Annotated in this window: 1 protein-coding gene; it reads left to right on the top strand. The window is 69.9% G+C overall.

Translation table 11 applies throughout. The annotated features are described in order from the left end of the window. Positions 1-559 (top strand): methyl-accepting chemotaxis protein (locus JMF90_RS39755; RefSeq protein WP_236598167.1); only part of this gene is annotated, 559 nt, incomplete at both ends.

Genomic DNA, 559 nt, shown 5'->3' with positions numbered 1-559 from the left:
ACCTGGCCGTGGTGTTCGTGATCGGCTTCGTGATCAGCGCGGCGATGCTGGTGATCATCCGCAACGTGCGCGGCAGCCTCGGCGGCGAGCCGGACGAAGCGGCCGCGCTCGCGGCGCGCATCGCGCAGGGCGACCTCACGCTGCCGGTGCCGGTGCGCGCGGGCGACCGCACGAGCATGATGGCCGCGATGCACGACATGCAGGCGCGGCTGCAGGCGACGATCGGCGGGATTCGCCAGTCGGCCGAAGCGATCGCGTCGGCGAGCCGCCAGATCTCGGCCGGCAACGACGACCTGTCGCAGCGCACCGAGGAGCAGGCCGCGTCGCTCGAGGAAACGGCTGCGAGCATGGAGCAGCTGACCGCGACGGTGAAGCAGAACGCCGACAACGCGCGGCAGGCGAGCGGGCTCGCGAACAACGCGTCGGACATCGCGCGCACCGGGAGCGACGTCGTGAACCGCGTGATCGGCACGATGGGCGAGATCGACGACAGTTCGCGCAAGATCGCCGACATCATCGGCGTGATCGAGGGCATCGCATTCCAGACCAACATCCTCGC

The sequence above is a fragment of the Burkholderia sp. E168m23 genome (assembly GCF_016586125.1).
Classification (GTDB): Bacteria; Pseudomonadota; Gammaproteobacteria; order Burkholderiales; family Burkholderiaceae; genus Burkholderia; species Burkholderia orbicola.
The sequence above is the reverse complement of the archived record's forward strand: the minus strand, read 5'-3'. Positions and strand labels throughout refer to the sequence as shown.